The organism is Streptomyces sp. NPDC001410 (genome assembly GCF_042895235.1).
GTDB lineage: Bacteria > Actinomycetota > Actinomycetes > Streptomycetales > Streptomycetaceae > Streptomyces.
The window spans coordinates 283,484-298,934 of record NZ_JBIAWE010000007.1; the positions used below are offsets into that span (position 1 = coordinate 283,484).

Sequence of the window (15,451 nt, forward strand, 5' to 3'; positions counted from 1 at the left end):
TTGCCCCAGGGCGAACACGCCCTAGCGCGGGCCCGAACGCAGGCGCCAGCCGTCGAGCTGAGTGGCCGCCCACAGCGCCCGGCGGCACAGATCCGCGCCGGCCGCTTCCGCCGCGCAGGGGCTGGCGCCGGTGTAGAAGAGCACCACGTCGGTCCGCCCCGGACGGGCGGCCACGGTCACGTGCTGCAGTCCACTGTCCTTCTCGGCCACCGCCCACAACAGCGAGCCCAGCAAAGTCCGGTCCAGGACGTGGTCGGCGGTCGGTCCGACCAGCGTCGCGGTGGCCATGTGCACGGTTGTTCAGCCCTTTTGGATCAGCGGTGCGGATGGGGCCCGGCCTCAGTCCCAGTGGATGTCGTCGTCACCGACGAGCTGCCCTTCGTGGACGGCGGTCTGCACGGCGGCGGAGACGGCGGCGGTCGTGGCCGTCGGCAGAGTGCCGTCCTCCGCCGCGTGTGCCGACCCTGCCAGAGCGCCCAGCGAAACGCACAGCGCGAGCAGAGCGGGCACAGAGAGCTTGGTACAAGAAAGCATGATTCCCCCAGGAAATTGTTTACTCCTATACCGTCGCAGGTCAATTCCAGATGTCCGGCCATCACCGGGTGACGGCGAATCATCATCGGCGGACGGTTCGGAACGGCAAGGCCCCCGTGGCCTTCCGACAGTGAAGAGTCTGCTGGAGCCGTCCACGCATCGGAAGGCTTTCAGTGCGGCATGAAAAGCGCTTTGGCACTTTGGTGCCACGCGAATGCCGTGGCGGTGGAGGGCTGCGGCCGGGATCACCCCGCAGTCGGTTGTCGGCCCACTCGACGGCGTGGGATGATCAGCCGGCGGTACGCCTGGACGGGGACCGGGGGACAAGTGGCGTGCGTGCAGGGGGTGATACGCCGGCCATGCGAGGAATCGACAGTGCGACGCAGGCGGTTTACCGTCTGATGTTGACTGATCATCAGCTGGGGGTCGAAGAGCTCTCCTCCCGGCTGGGCATGAACGAGTCCGAGGTACGGGCTGCGCTCGACCAGCTCGCCGACCTCCGGTTGCTCCGGCCCTCCGACGAGGTGCCCGGCGAAGCCCCCGGCGGACTGCTGCCCGTCGATCCGCGGGTCGGGCTGGCGGCCCTGCTGCAGCACAACGAGTCGCAGCGGCAGCGCCGCGAGGAGGAGTTCGAAGAGAGCCAGGCCGCGATCACCCGGCTGCTGGCCGAGTACCGCGACGAGTCGGCGAGCGAGCACAACCACCGGATCGAGCGGCTGATCGGGATGGCCACCGTGCAGGCGCGGCTGGAGGAGCTGACCCGGTCGATCTCCACCGAGTGCCTCGCGTTCAGCCCCGGCGGTGCCCGCTCCGCCGCCTCCTTGGAGGCGAGCCGTCCGCTCAACATGGACGCCCTCACCCGGGGCGTCCGCATGCGCACGGTCTTCCTGGACAGCGTCCGCAAGGACCGCGCGACCGCCAAGCACGCCGAGTGGCTGACCGAACTGGGCGGCCAGGTACGGACGGTACCGGCGCTGCCCCTGCGGATGGTCATCTTCGACCGGGAGATCGCCCTGGTCCCCATCGATCCGGCCGACACCCGCAAGGGAGCGGTCCAGATCACATCGGTGGGCGTGATCACCGCCCTGGTCTCGCTCTTCGAGCAGGTCTGGGCCGACGCGACACCGCTCGGCACCCCGCAGGAACCCGATGAGCGGGGACTGACCGGCCAGGAGCGGGAGTTGCTCCGGCTGCTCGGTCAGGGCTACACCGACGAGGCTGCCGGCAAGCGCCTCGGACTGTCGTTGCGTACCGTCCGCCGGATGATGGCGGACCTGATGGAACGGCTCGGTGCGCGCAGCCGTTTCGAGGCCGGACTCCACGCGGGTCGCCGTGGCTGGCTCTGACCTCACGGCGGCCGTCCGGCGCGAGAACAGCCGGAATGCGGAATTCGGTTACTGCGCATACGTACACCGGAAATAGGGTCCATACGTACCTCGGTTTTTCGGTATGTACGGGCTCCGGTGGGCGTGTTTGAATGACCGCGTTGTCGCCGACGCCGGGGAAGGCGGCTGGTCTTTGGCGGGGATGACTTCCCCTCGCGGTGGACCGGAAATACCTCGTCCTGGCAGCGAGAGGAAAGAGGAATCGTGACCGAGTATTTCCTGTCCGCCTATCTCACTCCGCCCGGACCGGGCGCGGTGTTCTCCGTGCGTCATGACCAGAACGTCGCCCTCTGGCGGAGCGCGGGATCGGAACTGACCCTGGTCCGCGTCTGGGAGCTGGAACGGGTCAGCGGGCAGAAGCACCACTTCTGGCCCCTCTACACCGAGCCGCGCGCCACCGAGTTCCTGGAGGGCCTGCTGGCCGAGGAGGGCCTGACCCTCGCCGACATCAGCGCCTGCTGGGGCACTCCGGGTCTGCCGAACGACCGGCCCGTGCCGAAGCCGGCGGGTGCCGAGGACTTCCCCGTCCACAGCCTGGCCCACCTTTTCAGCGGTGTCATGCGCGACACCAGGCTCTTCCGCGAGGAACAGATCATCGGTCTGGCCATCGACGCGCTCCCCGACTACGCGCAGGAGAACCAGCCCAATCGCTACTGGTACGCGGGCTGTGTGTCCAAGGCCGGGCAGCTCACGTTCGCGCCGGTCGAGTCACCCGGACCTCTCTACACGGCGGCCGAGACCGTCTTCGGCCTGGAACCGGGCTCACTGATGGCGCTGGCCTCGGCTTCACCGACCAGCATCGAATTCGACACCGAAGCCGCGATCGAGGATGTGACGTTCTTCGGCGGATCGGCGACGCAGCCTTGGAAGCAGGCACATGATCTGGTGCGCGACATCGTCGCCGAGGCCGAACGTCAGCTGGAGGGAATGACGCTCGACCCCGCGCTCAGCCCCGAGGACAACCTGCGCAGCGCCGTGATGAAGGTCGTCCAGCGCTGCTGCGAGTCGATCGCCGTCCGCAATGTCGAGCGACTGCTCACGACGGGCGGAATCCGGGCCGAGGACACCTATCTGTCGACCAGCGGTGGCTACGCGCTCAACTGCCCCACCAACACCCTGCTGATGGACCGATTCGGCTTCAAGGGACTGATCACCCCGCCCTGTGCCAACGACTCCGGCCAGGGCATCGGCCTGGGCCTGCTCGGCCTGTACGGCGCGGGCGCACTGGAGACGGCCGATCTCCACATCGACTCCGCCTACTTCGGCCGTGACGTCATGGACAGCGAGGACGCCCTCGCCGAGTTCGCCCCATGGATCGCCTCGGTCTCCGACTTCTCGGCGGACCGGTTCGTCGCCGATGTCAGCGACGGCGTCATCGCCTGGGTCGACGGCCGGGCGGAGCTGGGGCCGCGCGCGCTGGGCCACCGCAGCCTGCTCGGCGACCCGCGGTCGGCCAAGGTCAAGGACATGCTGAACGACATCAAGCGCCGCCAGTGGTGGAGGCCGGTCGCGCCCGTCGTGATGGCGGAGTACGCACCGCAGTGGTTCGCCTCGGACCGCGAGTCGCCGTACATGCTGGAAGCGGTCCAGGTGCGGCCCGACGTGCGCGAACTGGTGCCCGCGATCGTTCACCTGGACGGTTCGGCCCGGCATCAGACCGTCACCGCGCGGACCAACCCGGCACTGCACAGGGCGCTGGACGCCTTCCGGGCCGCGACCGGCGTGCCGATCCTGTGCAACACCTCGCTCAACGACAAGGGCGAGGCCATCGTGGACACGGCGGCGGAGGCGCTCAACCTCTGCGTCCGCAAGGGCATCGGCGTGCTGTACCTGTGCGGGCGGCGGGTGGAGCTGCGCACGGACCCCGTGCCGGCGGCCCCGGCGCCCGAGGGCCCGCGCCCGCGCGCCCTCGGGTACTTCGCCGGCCAGGAGGCGGACCGCGACGCGCTGTGGCAGGGCTGGCTGGACCGCGGCTACACGGTCGAGGGGATGTACCACCTGTCCCGCAGCCATGAGCTGCGCGCGGAGCAGGAGATCTCGACTCCGGAGCGGGTCAACATGCTCGCCGCCTACCGTGCCAAGGTCGACCCGTCCTTCGCCGGACTCGTCGAGAACTTCCGGCGCACCCACGGTCCCGGTGGCTCCTTCGTCGACCCCTCGACGCTGACCGGCGCCTTCGGTGTCATCAACCCGCTGCGGCGGAGCCGCTGACACGACGGTCGCACAGGCCGATGGGGGGCAGGGCGCGATGCCCTGCCCCCCATTCGTATGCCCGCTCAGGTCAGATGCGAGGCGATCAGTGAGGCCACCGCCCCGGGACGCTCCAGGAGCGGCAGATGCCCGGAGTCGAGCAGGGTCAGCAGTCGGCAGTCCGGGACCGTGGCCTGCAGCAGTTCGCCGTTGCGGACGAAGGCGGGCATGTCGTCGTCGCCGACGATCACCAGGGTGCGCGCGGTGATGGCGCGCAGATCGTCCTCGGTGTGACGGCAGGCGGTCAGGCCGTCCATCGCGCGGTTGCCGAGCTCCGCCCAGCTGTGCCGGGCGACCACGGCCCGCAGCGCGGCCCGTACCTCCGGATGCCGCTCGGTGCCCTTGAAGATGTCGGGCGGTGACTGCATCCACAGGTCGGCCAGCTGCTCCCCGGGGCCGGTCATCCGGTACAGCAACGTCAGCTGGCGGTAACGCACCTTCGCCGCCGCATCGTTCGGAGTACCGGCCAGGGTGGGTGCCGCCACGACCAGGCGCTCGACCAGCCGCGGATGCTGTACGGCGAGTTGTACCGCGGCCATCGAACCGAAGGACAGCGCGACGACCCGGCGAGCCCCGGTGTCCTCGGCGATCTCGGCGAGCCGCTCCGCCAGTTCGGTGAGCGTCAACCCGGCCGGGATCGGGGCGGAACCGCCGTGGCCGGGCAGGTCCACGCCGATGTGGGTCCAGCCGGGCAGCCGGTCCCACAGCGGTCGCCACACGGTGGAATCCATGGTGTAGCCGTGCAGCCAGAGCACGGCCGGTCCGCTGCCGGAACGGTGCAGATGCAGCTCGCTCATCGTTCCGGCCCCGCCTCGTCCGCCTCGTCCGCCTCGACCGTCAGGTCACCGAAGTCGGCGCAGAACGCGCGGAAGGCACGCACAGGCGCATCGCGCGCGTCGTACTCGACGGGCGCACGGGGATCCAGATGCTCCCAGACCACCTTGTCCTCACCGAGCGCCTTCTCACTGCCTTCGATCAGTGCCGGCAGCGCGGCCCGCTGATCGCTGCGCACACCGATCGCGACCCGCGCGACGCAACCACCCTCGGCCGTCGGTACCGAGCCGGTGACGATGACATGAACCTCGTCCGGCGGCCCGAATTCGGTGACCACCACCGACGGGCTGAACGCGCGGGCCAGGAAACGGGGCTTGTAGTCCCACCGCACCGTCCCGGTGCGTACGGCCTCCCAGCGCACTTCCTCCAGCCGGCGGGCGTCCTGCCAGGGCGAGGTCTGCATCAGGAACTCGCCCTCGATCACGAGTTCCCCGCTGCCGCCCGTCCGTGTCGCCATCCCCCGGGTGCCGGGCACCCCGTGGACGGCCTTGAAGTGGTCGGGGTCGAAGGCGTTCTCCACGACGTACTCGGACGCCACTGCGACCGGCAGGGTGATGGCCTTGACCAGCGGGTACGTGGTCTCCCATGCCTTCACGGCCTGCTCGAAGCCGCGGTCGCCGCCCGGGTCGTCGGTGAGCCGGACGAAGAGCGCCTCGCCCCAGGCGAGCACCGGGTGTTCGGCCACCGACCAGCGCTTGGCGGCGTCCCCGAGGGCGATCCGCTTCCCATGGAAGGGGCAGACCACGCAGTCACCCTGGCGCTTGCCGCCGTACCCGAGATGGGCGCCGCGATGCGGGCATGCGGCGTCGAACACCCGGATCCGGTCGCCCTCCCGCACGGCGATCAGGTGGCTGCGTCCGACCGCCAGCGGGGTGATCTCCTCGGTCAGTTCGGATCGGAAGGCCAGCAGATACCAGCCGTTGTGCACAGTCGTGGATTCCATGATCATCGATTCGCCAATACCTTGAGCAGTTCCTCTGCCGCCCGCTCGCCGCTCGCCAGGGCTCCTTGCACCCAGGGCAGCCGGCTGCCGGTGACGGTCGCCTCGCCGGCGAAGAAGAGGGTGTCGTCCACCGGCGCGGCCCATTGCCGTACCGCGTCCTCGCAGCCGGTGCGCGGGGCCGTGAACGCGCCGGTGGTCCACGGATCCCGTCCCCAGTCCGCGGCGGTGAGGCCGGCCACCCGGGCACCCGCGGTCCAGGGCATGACGGTCTCCAGCAGTGCCGACAGCGCCGGTGCGCTGCGCACGGTGGCGCGCAGGGCATCGGCCGCCCTGGCCTTCGCCACGAACAGCACCTCCGGCCGGCCCGCGCAGCAGCGGACGAAACCGCCCCTGCCGTCGACGTCGAAGGTGACGGCGGTGTCGGGCGCCTGGCGGGTCAGGGTCACCACCGCGCAGTATCCGTCGCCGAGCGGCATCCGTTCGGCAGCCGCGATCTTCGCGTCGAGTACGGCGGGATCGGGCCCGGCGAGGCGCAGCCGGCCCTGCGCCACCACGGGGGGCGGCACGGTGATCACGGCGGCACAGGCACTGGTCGTACCCCGTACGGTGGTTGCCTCGACCCGTCCGGGGAGGCAGCGGATCTCCTGTACGGGATCGCCGAGACTGATCCGCAGGTTCTGCGCGAGCTGAAGCGGAAGCCGGTCGAATCCGCCCCGCACGGCGAACTCGCCCTCGCCGACGCCGGTGTCGCCCCGGTGGGCGCCCGACACACCCCGGGCGCTCAGCTCGTCCGGTTCGGCGGCCCAGTTCTGCCGGAACCACTCCCGCGCCGCCCGGCCTTCCGGCTGCGCGCTGCCGCGGGCGCGCAGCCAGGCACCGACCGACCGGTCCTCCTCGCGCGGGTCCCGGTGCAGCCCGGCTTCCAGCAGCCAGGGGGGACGACGGCCATGGCTCAGGACGCCCATGTCCTGGTTGCCGCCGTCCTCGACGACGCGGGCGGTGAACCGGCGCGACATGGTGATCATCCGGTCGGCGCCGACCAGCGCGTGCACCGGATTGTGCGCGCCGTGCACCACCTGGGCGCCGAGCTCCAGCGGAGGTCCGCCGTCGGTGGGGTGGAAGGTGTGGATCCGGCCGCCCACCCGGTCCCGGGCCTCGTGGACGAGCACGGTCAGCCCCTCCCGGTTCAGGCGCCGGGCACAGGCCAGGCCGGAGGCACCGGCGCCCACCACGATGACATCGGCGCGCATCAGCCGTGGTCCTCCTCTGCCGTGCCGGGGTCCTCGGAGTCCGGGCCCGAGGCGCCCAGGTCCACGGGGAAGACGCGCAGGCGTCGCGGCACCAGGCACCGGTCCCAGTCGGGCATGCCGTGCGGGCCCCGCATCTCGGGGAACCGTCGCAGCAGCGCCGGCAGCAACAGGCCGCCCGCCTGCCGGACCAGCTGGGCGGCCAGACAGAAGTGCGGGCCCCCGCCGAAGGCGAGGTGCGGGTTGGGGTGCCGGTCGACGCGCAGCTGGTCGGGGTCGGCGAAGACGGCCGGGTCGCGGTTGGCGGCGGAGATCACCGCAAGGACGCGGGCGCCGGGTGGGAGGGTGCCGCCGGTCAGTTCCACGGTGTCGGTGGTGACCCGGGCGGTGAAGGGGATGGGCGCCTCGAGACGGAGCAGCTCGTCCACGGCGCGGCGGGCCGCTTCTCCGCCCGCGTCGCCAGCTTCCGCGTCCGTTTCGTCCCCGGCGGCGAGCCGACGCACCGCGGCGCGGTCGGGGAGGAGGGAGCAGAGCGCGTTGCCGACCAGCTCGGCGAGCGGCTGCCAGCCGCCCACCACCGCCAGGTTGAGGACGCCGAGCATCTCCGACCTGGTGAGCCGGTCATCGGCCGCGAACGCGGCGAGCGGCGCGGCGCAGCCGCCCGGCGCCAAGGCGGCGCTGTGCGCGTCCAGATAGCGGGTGAGCGCGGCAGCCGCGGTCCGGCCGAGGGCGGCACGGGCCGGCGGGACCATCGGGTCGAGATTGATCGAGGCGGCCCGGGCGAGGGTCTCGAAGCGGGCGTACTCGGCTGTCGCGAGCCCGAAGAGACGCCCGAAGACGGCGGTGGCCAGCGGCCGTCCGATGTCGGCGACCGCGTCCGGGCGTTCGGCCGCCGGGCGGCGGTCGAGCCGGTCGAGCAGCTCGTCGACGTCGCGGGCCAGATCACCGGCGATGGACCGGACGGCGGACGGCCCCAGGAGCAGTGCCCCTGGGGCCCGCAGCCGGTGATGGTCCGGCGGGTCGGTGGTGAGCATCGACGGCGGCAGCGCGTCGTCACGGGCACGCTCCCGCTGCCCCTTGGCCGCCGAGAACCGCGGGTCCCGGAGCACCGTCTGGCAGTCGGCGTGGCCGGTGACCAGCCAGAGCCGGGAGGGGGCGTCGTAGTGCACCGGATCGTTCGTCCGCAGCCACCGGTACGCCGGATGGGGGTTGATCCGCCCCGCGGGGGAGAAGGGGTGGTCGAGGTGCTCCGGCAGGCGCACCGGCGCCGTGGTCATGGTCCTGCTCCTGGGATCGTCGGCGGACCGGTGGTCGGTGGACGCGCGGCCCTTGGTCGGCAGTGCCCTTGGTTTCGGAGGGTCGTCGAGCGTCCGTCAGCGGACCCGCGGCCCGCGCCAGCGGAAGGTCAGGGCGGTGGTCACCAGGCCGCCCAGCGACCACAGCGCGAGCACCAGCGCGATACGTCCCAGCTCCCAGCTGTGGGCCGGCTCCGCGACGGTGAAGGAGTCCGGCAGGAAGACCGAACGGAAGCCCTGCGCCATCCACTTGACGGGGAAGAACGCGGCAACCGTCTGCATCCAGTGCGGCAGCTGGCCGAAGGGGAAGAAGACGCCCGAGATGAACTGCAGCACCATGAAGACCGGCGTCACGATCGCCGCCGCGGAACGGCTGTTGGGGATCAGCGCCGAATACGCCGCACCGGCCATGGCGCACGCGATGGTCCCGAGAGCGAGGTCCCAGCCCAGGGTCATCCAGCGTTCGCCCGTGCTCGGCAGCGGAAGGCCGAACAGGGTCAGCGCGATGCCCAGCAGCAGTGCCGTCTCCAGCGCGGTGGTGACGATCACGCGCACCAGTTTGCCGATGAAGTAGGCGGACTTCGGCATCGGCGTCATCGCGAGCCGGCGCACCGTACCGGTGTCCCGTTCGATCGCGATGCTGATCGCGAGCCCGGAGAAGGCGGTGCTCATCACGCCGGCCGCGACGATGCCCGCCATGAAGACCTGCTTGAGATCGGTCTGGGTGCCCGCGACCTTGCCGGAGAAGATCGAACCGAAGACGACCAGCAGGATCACCGGGAACATCAGGGTGAAGACCAGTGACTGCTTGTTGCGGAAGAACGCCCTGAGCTCGACCTTGGAGCGGGCCGCGGAGGCTCGCCAGACGCCGGGCATTCGAGGGGAGTCGGCCATCGCACGCTCCGCTGTCGGCACGGTCCGGTCGGTGCGGCCCGTAGAGGGTTCGGTGAGGGTCATCGGATGCCCGCCTCGCTGGTGCGGTCGCCGGTAAGGTCTTCGGAGCCGTCGTCGTCGAGGCCGAGGGCGCCGGTGCCGCGGTCGGTGCCGCTGACGTTCTCCCTGATCAGATCGAGGTAGATGTCCTCGAGCGTGGGGCGGTGCACGCGCAGCTCGGGGAGTTCCGCGACGCCTGCCTCGTGCGCCCAGGGGGCCAGTACGGACAGCAGCGCGGTGGGAGTGTGTGTGGCGATGCGCAGCACGCCGTCCTTGGTGTCCGCGAGCGTCTGCGCCCCCGGCGGCAGAACAGGCAGCGCGCGTTCTGCGAGTCCCGGCGGAATCCGGAAGGAGACGGTGGTCGGAGTCTCCGCGTGAGCGCCGAACTCGGCAAGGGTTCCGGACCGGACGACCTTGCCGGCGACGATCACCGCGGCGCGCTGTGCGAGCGCCTCGGCCTCGTCGAGGTAGTGGGTGGTGAGCACGGTGGTGGTACCGCGCTCGGAGAAGTAGCGGACCAGGTCCCAGGCCTCCCGGCGGGCCACCGGGTCCAGCCCGGTGGTGGGCTCGTCGAGGAAGAGCAGGTCCGGGTCGCCGACGATGCCCACCGCGACGTCGAGGCGCCGGGCCTGTCCTCCGGACAGGTCCGTGCTCTGCTTCTTCTCGTGCTTGCCCAGGCCGACCATGTCGATGACCTGGCCGACCGGGAGCGGCGCCGGATAGAACGCCGCGAAGTGCTCGACGACCTCGCGTACGGTCAGGTCCGCGTAGGCGCCGGAATTCTGGGGCACCACGCCGATGCGTGCGCGCCACCCGCGCCGGTCCTCGGCTGGGTCACAGCCGAGGACCCGCACGTCACCGCCGGTTCGCTGGCGGACGCCTTCCAGGATCTCGATGGTCGTCGACTTTCCCGCGCCATTGGGCCCGAGAAGCGCGAAGACTTCTCCCGGATGGATGTCCAAATCCAGTCCCCGCACCGCGTGCCAGTCGCCATAGCTCTTGCGAAGACCACGGACCGAGACGGGGTTCTCCCCGACGGCAGTTGCCACTTGGATCGCTCCTGGGTGGATATCAGATTGATCGGGTGGATCAGGTGCAGCAGCAGCACGGGCAGCAGCAGGAGTTGCCGCCGGCCGCGATGTCCGACAGGTCGCCCTCGCTCAGCTCGGCGGTGTCGATCTGCGGCGTCTGAGGGATGTGGAACTCGTAACGGCCGGTCGCCAGACCGATCTCGTACAGCTCCACCTGCACCTCGAGGTTGCCCTCCTGCTCGCCCTGGGCGGCGGTGGAGACGATGACGATCTCCGCGTCGGCCGGGAGCTCCAGGCCGGCCTCGGCGAGCGCGGCACGCGCGTCCGACTGGAGCCGGGCCGCGTACTCCTCGCTCGACCAGGCGCTGATCAGAGCGCGGGTGTAGCCGTTGACGAACTCGGCCCGCTTCCGCTGGTCCAAAGCCATAAGACTTTTCCTTTTCTCGGTTCCGGTTTGCCGACGGCGCCTTCTTGTCGCTGCCGGCGAATGAAGAATTGCACGCCGTCTGGAAGGCTGCCAAGACGTCAGTTCCGGCCCCACGGGTAAGTATTGAGCACGTTCGGCGGGTGCGGTAGATTCCGAGTCGGATGAAGCCGTGAATACGTATTGGATTACGCATCGGAATACGTATCCGAATGCGTATCGCCGATCAGGGCGTACGTATTCGGGAATTCCGAGTACGTATGGTCCGCGGAATACGTACGGCGCACATGACATGAGAGGAATCACGGAGGTGGTCCGCACCGTGCCTACGCACACGACGACGCCGCGCGTCCCGCGGTCAGGCCCCCGGGGCGAGGCCCTTCCACCGGGCCCGCCGGGGGACATCGACATGGCGGTGATGCGGGAGTCGCCGCTCGCCTTCATCACCGAACTGGCCCGCACCTACGGCGACATCACCCGTCACCGGGCCGACGGGGAGACCGTCTACCTGCTCAACACCCCTGAATACGCCCGTCATGTACTGAAGGACAACGGCGCCAACTACACCAAGGAAGGCACCCCGGACGACGCGATGCTGCGTCCGCTGCTCGGAAACGGGCTGCTGACCAGCAACGGCGACGACTGGGCCCGCCAGCGCCAGCTGACCGCCCCGGCCTTCCGGCCCAGCTCGGTCAGGACCTTCGACGGCATCGTCACCGAAGCCACCTCGGGCATGCTGGAGCGCTGGCGCCCGGCGATCGAGACCGGCACCCCGCTCGCGGTGGACGATCACCTCACCGCACTCACTCTGGGCATCCTCACCCGAGCCATCCTCGGCGCCGACCTCGACGGCATCGGTGAGGGCTTCGGGCGTGCGGTGGACGCGGTCAACCGGTGCATCGGCCACTACGTACCCGACCCGGACCCCGACCCGGCGGACACCGCACGCCGGTTCGCGGGCTTCAGCCACGCGCGGGCCTTCCTGGACATGGTGACCCGCACGCTGATCGCCTCACGGCGTGCGGCGGGACCGTCCGCGCCCGGCTCGGGTCCCGGTTCCGGTCCTGCCGGAAACCTGCTGGACACCATGATGTCCGCCGACCATCTGGTCTCCGACGAGGATCTGCGCGATCAGGTGCTGACCATCGTCATGGCCGGGCATGAGACCACCGCCAAGTCCCTGACCTGGACGCTCCATCTGCTGGACCGGAACCCGCACGAGGCGGCCAAGGTCCGCGAGGAGGTCGACCGGGTGCTCGGCGGCCGTCCTCCCACCGCCGGGGACCTCGCCGACCTGCCGGTGTGCCAACGGGCCATCAAGGAGGCGATGCGGCTCTACCCGCCCGTGTGGCTGATCTCCCGCCGGGCGGTGGGCGTCGACGTCATCGGCGGACACCACGTCGAGCCCGGCACGCTCGTCTGTGTCAGCCAGTGGGTGCTGCACCGGCACCCCGCGTACTGGGACGCCCCCGACGCGTATCGCCCGGACCGCTTCGACGGTGCCTCGCTTCCCAGCCACCTCTACCTGCCGTTCGGCGGTGGTGACCGGATCTGCGTCGGTCAGCACTTCGCCATGCTCGAGGCGGTGCTGGTGCTCGCCACTCTCGCCCAGTCCGTGCGGCTGGAGACCGTCGAGGGGTTCGAGGTGGAGCCCGAGGCCCTGGTCACCCTGCGTCCGAAGCACGGCATGACCATGATCGCGAGGCCCAGATGAGCGCGCCCGTCCCCGGAACGGTCCGCCCGCCGGGCGGCTCGTACGACCCGGCCCGCACCACCGGCGGCGGCCTGTCGGCAGAGCTGGCCCGCCTGGAGTCCCAGGCCGAACTCTCCTTCGCGGAGGAACTGCGCATCCTCCGCGACCTCGGCATCTGCTCCACCGCCGGCAGCCCCCGCCCCACCGTTCTCGAAGTCGGCGCGGGATCGGGTGCGGTGACCCGCCGGCTCCGCCCCGTGCTGCCTGCCGGTACCACGCTCGTCGCCGCCGACATCGACGCCGAACTGCTGGCCCACGCCGCCGGTCCCGGCGTCACCCTGCTGGTCACCGATGCCGGGGCCATGCCACTGGAGGACGGCAGCGTCGACTTCGTTCTGCTGCGCTATGTGCTCCAGCACGTTCCCGACCCGGCCGCCGTACTGGCCGAGGTGCGCCGGGTGCTGCGGCCGGGCGGCCGGATCGCCTGCACGGAGGTCGACTCCTCCTGCTGGGGCGCTGCCGACCCGGCCTACCCGGAACTGGGCGGTGTGCACGCCAAGATGGCCGCCGCGCAACGCGCCGCGGGCGGGGATCGCACGATCGGCCGCCGCCTGCCCCGACTGCTGAGGGCGGCGGGCTTCGAGGACGTCGTCCTGCGACCGTTCGCCACCACCAACGACGATCACCCCACGGACGCCTTCGCCCCGCAACTGGGTCCGCAGCGCCTGGAGCCCCTGGTGGCCCAGGGCGTCCTCTCCCTGGCCGAACTCGCCCTCGCCTCGGACCGCTGGAACCGCTTCCGGGCGGACCCCGAGGCCTGGGTGATGCTGCTCGGTCTCACAGTCGCCGCGACCGCTCCCGCACGTCGTGGTCCACAGGAAAACCCCTGAGAAAACCCCCTGAGAAACCCCTCGCACCACCGAACGAAAGGCACCCAAGTGAACCCCAACGTGAAGATCTTCATCACGATCTTCTGCTACATCAGCGCGGTGGCAGGCCTGCTCACCGCCGTCATGGACGCCAGCCACAAGCCGGCCGACACCACCTCGGCCATCGTCGCCGGGGTGCTCGGCGTCGCCTTCCTGCTCGGCGGCATCGCCCTGAGCCGTAAGCCCCGCTACTGAGCAGGGTGATGGCGCGGCCGGGGCGAACCCGCCCCGGCCGCCCCACTCGCAATGGCATTTTCAAAGGCACGCTGGGGCATGGCTGATGACGACGTGGACTTCCTCCCCGGTGACGGCCCCACCAGCGGCATCTCCGTCACCCTGACCGCCGGCACGCTCCAGGCGATCCGTGAGCGGGTCGGCAAGCGGGGCGTCTCGGCCCACCTGGAGAAGGCGGTGCAGCGCGACCGCGAGCTCCACGAGTGGCTGACGGCCGCCCGTGACGCCGATCTGCCGGTCATCACCTCCGCAGCCGTCCTCGTCGAAGTCATCCACCCGAAGATCAACAACGCCGCGTTGAAGTGGACTCTTTCCCGCCTCCGGGTCGAGCCGGTCACGCAGAGCGTGGCGCAGTCAGCTGCAGCCCTGCTGCCAGCAGCGGGGCTGCACGGCCACAAGTACGCCATCGACGCCATGCTGTGCGCGACCGTGCTCCAGCACCCTGGCCGGGTGACCATCCTGACCCCCGACGTCGAGGACATCGGCCTGCTCACCGCCGGGCACCCTCGCGTGTCGGCCGAGAAGGCGTGAGTGTAAGCGGCGACTTCCTGGCCGGCCTTCGCTGCCGCGACGTCGACCTCGACACCTTCCGCATCCGCGTTCGCCTCGCGGTCGGCCCGTACCGCACTGTGACGTTTGAGCATGCAGGTGCGCTGGATACTGCGAGCAGTCTGTGTGACGGCTGTGCCTGACCGGCTTCTGCTGCCCGGCCGCTCCCGCTCGGCGGGTTCCCACTCTTCCCTCTCTGAAGGAGATACATGCGCAAGCGCGCCGCCTTTGCTCTGCTCAGTGCCGTCGCCGCGGCCGCGCTGGCCGGCTTCGCAATCCCCAGTGCCTACGGGACCGAGACCCAGACCGACGTCCAAATCAGCAACGTCTCCTTCGACGGTCACAAGAACATCGTGGTCGGTCTCTACGCCGAGACGATCACGGTTTCAGGGACCTTCACCCACCCGTCGGGCATCCAGGACGCGGACTTCGTCCTGTGGCGTGGACCGGATGGTGCGAACCCCTACGAGACCTACGACGACCGCATCGTGTCGAACCAGTACTACTCCCATGCGGACTGCGTCGCCTCGAGTCCCACTACCTCCACCTGCTCGCAGACGTTCTCCCTCGAACCGGACTGGAAGTACAGCGGCACCGCGCTCACCAACGCCCACGCCGGCACATGGAAGGTCAGTGTGCAGGGGGTGGCCAATGACGACAGCTGGACCCACACGGCGAACTACACCACGACCCGTCTGCAGCGGCTCTCCAAACTCACCGTGAACGCGGGCCCGGAACCGATAGCCAAGGGCAAGACCCTCACCGTCACCGGCAGGCTCACCCGGGCCGACTGGAACAATCTCGACTACTTCGGCTACACCAACCAGCCGGTCAAGCTCCAGTTCCGCAAGGCCGGTACTACGACCTACACCACCATCAAGACCGTGTACACCTCCAGCACCGGCAACCTGACGACCACGGTGCCCGCGTCCGAAGACGGCTACTGGCGCTGGAACTTCGCAGGCACCTCCACCACCCCGGCCGTCAAGGCGACCGGCGACTTCGTGGACGTGCAATAAGCCAGGGGCAACGTCCCACTGGTCTAGACAATGACGAACCCCCGGGTCTCTGACCTGGGGGTTTCACATGGAGCGGGTCACGCGACAGTACGTAACAAGCCCACGCCTCGGCCTTGGTGAGCTAGCGGACTCTGTGGTCTGTGACGGGCGG

General features: G+C 70.2%; 16 protein-coding genes. 7 read left to right on the forward strand and 9 right to left on the reverse strand.

All coding sequences use genetic code 11. The features are described 5' to 3' along the window. Nucleotides 1–21: 21 nt before the first annotated feature. Nucleotides 22–288: a hypothetical protein gene (locus tag ACFY3C_RS17460; protein WP_390771331.1), complete on the reverse strand. Its 267-nt coding sequence runs from the start codon at nucleotides 286–288 to the stop codon at nucleotides 22–24. Between the two features lie 51 nt (nucleotides 289–339). Continuing rightward, nucleotides 340–510: a hypothetical protein gene (locus ACFY3C_RS17465; RefSeq protein ID WP_386572915.1), complete on the reverse strand. Its 171-nt coding sequence runs from the start codon at nucleotides 508–510 to the stop codon at nucleotides 340–342. A gap of 425 nt (nucleotides 511–935) precedes the next feature. Here ACFY3C_RS17465 and ACFY3C_RS17470 point away from each other — a divergent pair, with 425 nt between their 5' ends. Both ACFY3C_RS17470 and ACFY3C_RS17475 read left to right on the forward strand, forming a co-directional pair. Beyond that, on the forward strand, nucleotides 936–1,880 hold the full coding sequence (locus ACFY3C_RS17470; protein WP_390771332.1) for a LuxR C-terminal-related transcriptional regulator: 945 nt from the start codon (nucleotides 936–938) through the stop codon (nucleotides 1,878–1,880). Nucleotides 1,881–2,123: 243 nt separating this feature from the next. Next, complete coding sequence (locus ACFY3C_RS17475) at nucleotides 2,124–4,130, forward strand: carbamoyltransferase C-terminal domain-containing protein (protein ID WP_390771333.1); 2,007 nt, start codon at nucleotides 2,124–2,126, stop codon at nucleotides 4,128–4,130. A 65-nt stretch (nucleotides 4,131–4,195) separates the two neighbouring features. Here the strand turns inward: ACFY3C_RS17475 and ACFY3C_RS17480 are convergent, their stop codons facing one another. The 7 genes from ACFY3C_RS17480 to ACFY3C_RS17510 form a co-directional block, all read right to left on the reverse strand. Beyond that, entirely contained in the window at nucleotides 4,196–4,966 is a 771-nt protein-coding gene (locus ACFY3C_RS17480) for an alpha/beta fold hydrolase (protein ID WP_390771334.1), read from the reverse strand. Further along, entirely contained in the window at nucleotides 4,963–5,946 is a 984-nt protein-coding gene (locus tag ACFY3C_RS17485; protein ID WP_390771335.1) for a Rieske 2Fe-2S domain-containing protein, read from the reverse strand. The genes ACFY3C_RS17480 and ACFY3C_RS17485 overlap by 4 nt, the downstream gene beginning before the upstream one ends. A 2-nt stretch (nucleotides 5,947–5,948) precedes the next feature. Next, nucleotides 5,949–7,196, reverse strand: coding sequence for a flavin monoamine oxidase family protein (locus ACFY3C_RS17490; RefSeq protein ID WP_390771336.1), 1,248 nt, complete (start codon nucleotides 7,194–7,196; stop codon nucleotides 5,949–5,951). Then, nucleotides 7,196–8,470 carry a cytochrome P450 gene (locus tag ACFY3C_RS17495; RefSeq protein WP_390771337.1) on the reverse strand — a complete coding sequence of 425 codons (1,275 nt, stop codon included), beginning with the start codon at nucleotides 8,468–8,470 and terminating at the stop codon, nucleotides 7,196–7,198. The genes ACFY3C_RS17490 and ACFY3C_RS17495 overlap by 1 nt, the downstream gene beginning before the upstream one ends. Nucleotides 8,471–8,566: 96 nt before the next feature. Then, on the reverse strand, nucleotides 8,567–9,445 hold the full coding sequence (locus ACFY3C_RS17500) for an ABC transporter permease (protein ID WP_390771338.1): 879 nt from the start codon (nucleotides 9,443–9,445) through the stop codon (nucleotides 8,567–8,569). Then, on the reverse strand, nucleotides 9,442–10,470 hold the full coding sequence (locus ACFY3C_RS17505; RefSeq protein ID WP_390771339.1) for an ABC transporter ATP-binding protein: 1,029 nt from the start codon (nucleotides 10,468–10,470) through the stop codon (nucleotides 9,442–9,444). The genes ACFY3C_RS17500 and ACFY3C_RS17505 overlap by 4 nt, the downstream gene beginning before the upstream one ends. Nucleotides 10,471–10,510: 40 nt before the next feature. Then, nucleotides 10,511–10,879 (reverse strand): hypothetical protein, encoded by a 369-nt coding sequence (locus ACFY3C_RS17510; RefSeq protein WP_386572924.1) that lies wholly within the window; start codon nucleotides 10,877–10,879, stop codon nucleotides 10,511–10,513. Between the two features lie 406 nt (nucleotides 10,880–11,285). On the opposite strand from ACFY3C_RS17510, the gene ACFY3C_RS17515 reads away from it, so the two are divergent. The 5 genes from ACFY3C_RS17515 to ACFY3C_RS17535 all read left to right on the forward strand — a co-directional run bounded on the left by ACFY3C_RS17515 (nucleotide 11,286) and on the right by ACFY3C_RS17535 (nucleotide 15,300). After that, nucleotides 11,286–12,590 carry a cytochrome P450 gene (locus ACFY3C_RS17515; protein ID WP_390771340.1) on the forward strand — a complete coding sequence of 435 codons (1,305 nt, stop codon included), beginning with the start codon at nucleotides 11,286–11,288 and terminating at the stop codon, nucleotides 12,588–12,590. Continuing rightward, nucleotides 12,587–13,459 (forward strand): class I SAM-dependent methyltransferase, encoded by an 873-nt coding sequence (locus tag ACFY3C_RS17520; protein WP_386572926.1) that lies wholly within the window; start codon nucleotides 12,587–12,589, stop codon nucleotides 13,457–13,459. Before ACFY3C_RS17515 ends, ACFY3C_RS17520 begins: the two co-directional genes overlap by 4 nt. Before the next feature lie 48 nt (nucleotides 13,460–13,507). After that, on the forward strand, nucleotides 13,508–13,693 hold the full coding sequence (locus ACFY3C_RS17525; protein WP_386572927.1) for a hypothetical protein: 186 nt from the start codon (nucleotides 13,508–13,510) through the stop codon (nucleotides 13,691–13,693). A gap of 78 nt (nucleotides 13,694–13,771) precedes the next feature. Further along, a complete protein-coding gene (locus ACFY3C_RS17530; RefSeq protein WP_390771341.1) occupies nucleotides 13,772–14,263 on the forward strand; it encodes a DNA-binding protein in 492 nt (163 codons plus the stop codon). Nucleotides 14,264–14,490: 227 nt separating this feature from the next. Further along, the gene (locus tag ACFY3C_RS17535; RefSeq protein ID WP_390771342.1) at nucleotides 14,491–15,300 is read left to right on the forward strand and encodes a calcium-binding protein; all 810 of its coding nucleotides are present in this window, start codon (nucleotides 14,491–14,493) and stop codon (nucleotides 15,298–15,300) included. Nucleotides 15,301–15,451: the final 151 nt, after the last annotated feature.